Consider the following 2,912-nt stretch of genomic DNA (forward strand, 5'->3'; position numbering starts at 1 on the left):
TCGGTGGTGTCGGATCCATCGCAGTCGGTGGGCCGGATCGAGCTTCTGGATGCGGAGGAGCGGTCCCGTCTGCTGTCGGGTTGGAATGGGACGGATCGGGCGGTGCCTGGCGGGACGGTGCCGGATCTGTTCGAGGCGCAGATGCGCCGGACGCCGGATGCGGTGGCGCTGGAGCATGGCGGTGAGGTGGTGAGCTATGCGGAGCTGAACCGCCGTGCGAACCGGCTGGCGCATGTGCTGATCGGCCGGGGGATCGGCCCGGAGAGCGTGGTGGGGATAGCGCTGCCGCGTTCGGTGTCGATGGTGGTGTCGGTGCTGGGTGTGCTGAAGTCGGGGGCCGCGTACCTGCCGTTGGACCCGGAGTATCCGGCGGAGCGGCTGGGCTTCATGGTGTCGGATGCGGGCCCGGTCTGCGTGATCGGTTCAGGGGCGGAGGCGTGGTGCGGTCCGGTGCCGGTGCTGAGCCTGGAGGAAGGTTCGGTGTCGTCGGCGCTGTCGGCGGCACCTGAGCATGATCCCGGTGACGGGGAGCGGACGGCGCCCCTCCGACCCCAACACCCGGCCTATGTGATCTACACCTCCGGCTCCACCGGACGCCCCAAGGGCGTGGTCGGGCTGCATGCCGGGCTGGTGAACCGGCTGGCGTGGCGAGCGGAGTTCCATCCCTATGCTCCGGGCGGGCCGGCCTGCGCGAAGAGTTCGCTGAGCTTCATCGACGGGACGACGGAACTGCTGGGGCCGCTCTTGTCTGGCGGCCGGCAGGTGCTGATCGACCCCGCGTCGGCGCGGGATGCCGTAGCGCTGTCGGCACGGATCGCGGAGCACGGCATCGAGCACGTCACGGTGGTGCCTGGCCTGCTGGACGCGATGCTGGGCGATGCGGCAGCGGCGGGCCGGGACTTCGGCGGGCTGTGGATCAGCAGCGGCGAGCGCCTGCCGGAGCGTCTGGTGGAGCGCTTCGCCGGCACTTGGCCGAAGGCGCGGCTGGTGAACTTCTACGGTGCATCGGAGGCCAGCGGCGACAGTCTGTTTGCGGAGTGCCGGGGAGGAGACGCCCCGATCGGTCGACCGATCTGGAACACGCGGGTGTACGTGCTGGACGGAGGATTGCAGCCGGTTCCGGTGGGGGTGTCGGGGGAGCTGTATGTGGCTGGAGCGGGTCTTGCCCGCGGCTACCTCAACCGGCCGGGCCTGACGTCGGAGCGGTTCGTGGCGTGCCCCTTCGGCACTCCTGGCTCCCGGATGTACCGGACGGGAGACGTGGCGCGTTGGCGTCCGGACGGAGAGCTGGAGTACCAGGGCCGTGCGGACGAGCAGGTGAAGATCCGCGGGTTCCGGATCGAACCTGGTGAGATCGAGGCGGCGCTCGGCAGCCATCCCGCCGTGGCCCACGCCGCCGTCATCGCGCGGGAGGACCGTCCCGGCGAGCGTCGGCTGGTGGGGTATGTGGTGGCGCGGCCGGGTGAAGAGCTGGAGGCGGGTTCGCTGCGGGCGCATGCGGCTGGGCGCCTGCCGGAGCACATGGTGCCGTCGGCGGTGGTGGTGCTGGAGGCATTGCCGCTGACGCCGAACGGCAAGCTCGATCGCAAGGCGCTGCCGGCGCCGGAGCGGGTGTCGGCCGGTGGCCGGGTGGCGCGGACGGCGCAGGAGGAGATCCTGTGCGGCCTGTTCGCGGAGGTGCTGGGTCTGGAGCGGGTGGGGATCGACGACGGGTTCTTCGATCACGGCGGGCATTCGCTGCTGGCGACCCGCCTGATCGGACGGATCCGGTCGAGCCTGGGGGTCGAGGTGACGATCCGGAGCCTGTTCGAGGCGCCGACGGTGTCGGGGCTTGCGGAGCGGCTGGGCACGGCGCGGCCGGGACGGGCGGGCCTGGCGCGGCAGGTGCGTCCGGAGCGGCTGCCGTTGTCGTATGCGCAGCAGCGTCTGTGGTTCCTGTTCCGGCTGGAGGGACCGAGCCCGACCTACAACATTCCGATCGTGCTGCGCCTGCGGGGAGAGCTRGACCGGGGGGCGCTGGAGCAGGCGCTGGGGGATGTGGTGGCGCGTCACGAGAGCCTGCGGACGGTGTTCGCGGAGGAGGGGGGCGTGCCGTGGCAGCAGGTGCTGGAGAGCGCGGCTCCGGTGCTGTCGGTGAGGGCGGCGACGGAGGGCGAGGTCTGGGACCTGGTGAGGGCGGGGGCGCGTCACGGGTTTGACCTGGAGCGTGAGCCGCCGTTGCGGGCGGAGCTGTTCGAGCTTGGGGACCGGGAGCATGTGCTGCTGCTGACGGTGCACCACATCGCCGGTGACGGGTCGTCGCTGTCGCCATTGGCGCGGGACCTGGGGCGGGCATATGGGGCGCGGCGGCGGGGTGCGGTGCCGGGTTGGCCGGAGCTGCCGGTGCAGTATGCGGACTACACGCTGTGGCAGCGGGAGGTCCTGGGAGAGGAGACGGACCCCGGGAGCGAGATGTCGAGGCAGCTGCGGCACTGGCGCGAGGCGCTGCGTGGRCTGCCGGAAGAGATCGAGCTGCCGGCGGACCGTCGGCGCCCGGGTGTGTCGAGCCGGCGTGGGGGTGTGGTGCCGGTGCGGCTGGATGCGGATCTGCATCGGGGTCTGCAGGGTCTGGCGCGGGAGAGCGGTGCGACGCTGTTCATGGTGCTGCAGGCGGGATTGGCAGCGCTGCTGTCGCGTCTGGGGGCGGGTGAGGACATTGCGATCGGGAGCCCGGTGGCGGGCCGGACGGATGCGGCGCTGGAGGAGCTGGTTGGGTTCTTCGTGAACACGCTGGTGCTGCGGACGGATGTGTCGGGTGATCCGAGCTTCCGGGAGCTGTTGGGCCGGGTGCGGAACTGGGACCTGTCGGCCTATGCGCATCAGGACCTGCCGTTCGAGCGCCTGGTCGAAGCCCTCAACCCCACCCGATCGCT

The 2,912-nt window shown here is 71.3% G+C and carries 1 protein-coding gene; it reads left to right on the forward strand.

Annotated features, from left to right (window positions below):
* Positions 1–2,912: amino acid adenylation domain-containing protein (locus AB4112_RS35885; protein WP_441727233.1), on the forward strand; the 2,912-nt coding region annotated here is incomplete at both ends.

The sequence above is a fragment of the Inquilinus sp. 2KB_23 genome (assembly GCF_052115705.1).
Lineage (GTDB): Bacteria > Pseudomonadota > Alphaproteobacteria > DSM-16000 > Inquilinaceae > Inquilinus > Inquilinus ginsengisoli_A.